Source organism: Geomonas sp. (assembly GCF_056994735.1).
Genome location: NZ_JBXKJL010000060.1, coordinates 1 through 1,308 on the forward strand (window position 1 = coordinate 1; position 1,308 = coordinate 1,308).

Below are 1,308 nucleotides of genomic sequence, written 5' to 3' on the forward strand. Positions count from 1 at the left end.
TGCCCGGCGTGGTACTCGGCATTAGCCGAGCGCGGCTATTTCGACAAAAAGCATCTCGCGACCTTGCGCAAACTGGGCAGCATGCTGCAGGGCCATCCGGATATGCACAAGTGCCCCGGGATCGACATGAGTACAGGATCACTCGGTCAAGGCATTTCGGCCGGCCTGGGGATGGCTCTCGCGGGCAAGCTGATGAAGAAAGACTACCATGTGTGGGTGGTGGTCGGCGACGGCGAGTGCCAGGAGGGATCGGTTTGGGAGGCGGCCATGGCAGCCCCCAAGTGGAAGCTCGACAACTTCACCGTGATCGTGGACCGCAACCATCTGCAGAACGACTTCTGTGTGGAGGATGTGATGCCGGTTGAGCCGCTGGCTGATAAGTGGCGTGCCTTCGGCTGGTACGTTGAGGCCATCGACGGGCACAGCATGGAGCAGATCGTCGCCGCGCTCGAAGCCGCGAGCCAGCGCAAGGGTATCCCGACCGCCATCGTTGCCGAAACGATCAAAGGCAAGGGAGTCTCCTTCATGGAAAACGTGGCGGACTGGCACGGAAAGGCTCCGTGCGTGTCCGAGGCCGACCAGGCCTTGTGCGAGATCAGGAGGTGCTTCTGTGAAATCTAGCTACCGCTATCTTCTACCCGAAGTTCAAGCCCTGCTGTCGTCCAAGGATCTCTTTGTAAAGGCCAAGGGAGAGCCGACGCGTCTGACCTATGGGGAAGCGCTGCTGGCGCTCGGGTCGCAAAATCCCCATGTCGTCTCGCTCGACGCGGACGTCTCCAAACCCATGAAGACGTTTCTCTTCGCAGCCAAGTTCCCGGAGCGGGCCTTTAATTTCGGGATCGCCGAGCAGAACATGATGGCGGCCGCAGCCGGCATGGCGACCACGGGGCTGATCCCGTTCGCCAACACTTACGCGGTCTTCGCCTGCATGCGGGCGCTCGATCAGGTGCGTAACAGCATCCACTATCCGCACCTGAACGTTAAGATCGCAGCCAGCCACTGCGGGATCACGCCGGGTCCGGACGGGGTGACCCATCAGGCCCAGGAGGATTTGTCCATCATGCGGGCCCTGGCCGGTTCCACCGTGATTGCTCCGTCCGATCCGACCAGCACCAAGATGGCCGTTGATGCGGCTGCCGAGTACAAAGGTCCGGTGTATCTCAGCCTGACGCGGGATCCGGTGCCGGTGCTTTACGATGCGAGTTTTCCCTTTAAGATCGGCAAGGCGGTCGTCGTGCGGGAGGGTTCCGATGCCGCCATCATCGCCAACCGCGACCTGGTGGTGCAGGCCTTGATCGCTGCCGAGCT

Annotated in this window: 2 protein-coding genes; both read left to right on the forward strand. The window is 61.5% G+C overall.

The window, feature by feature from the left end:
- Window positions 1-621 (forward strand): transketolase (locus tag AC11W3_RS02855; protein WP_484092452.1); only part of this gene is annotated, 621 nt, incomplete at its 5' end.
- A partial coding sequence (locus AC11W3_RS02860; protein ID WP_484092453.1) for a transketolase family protein occupies window positions 611-1,308 on the forward strand: 698 nt, incomplete at its 3' end. The genes AC11W3_RS02855 and AC11W3_RS02860, both read left to right, overlap by 11 nt.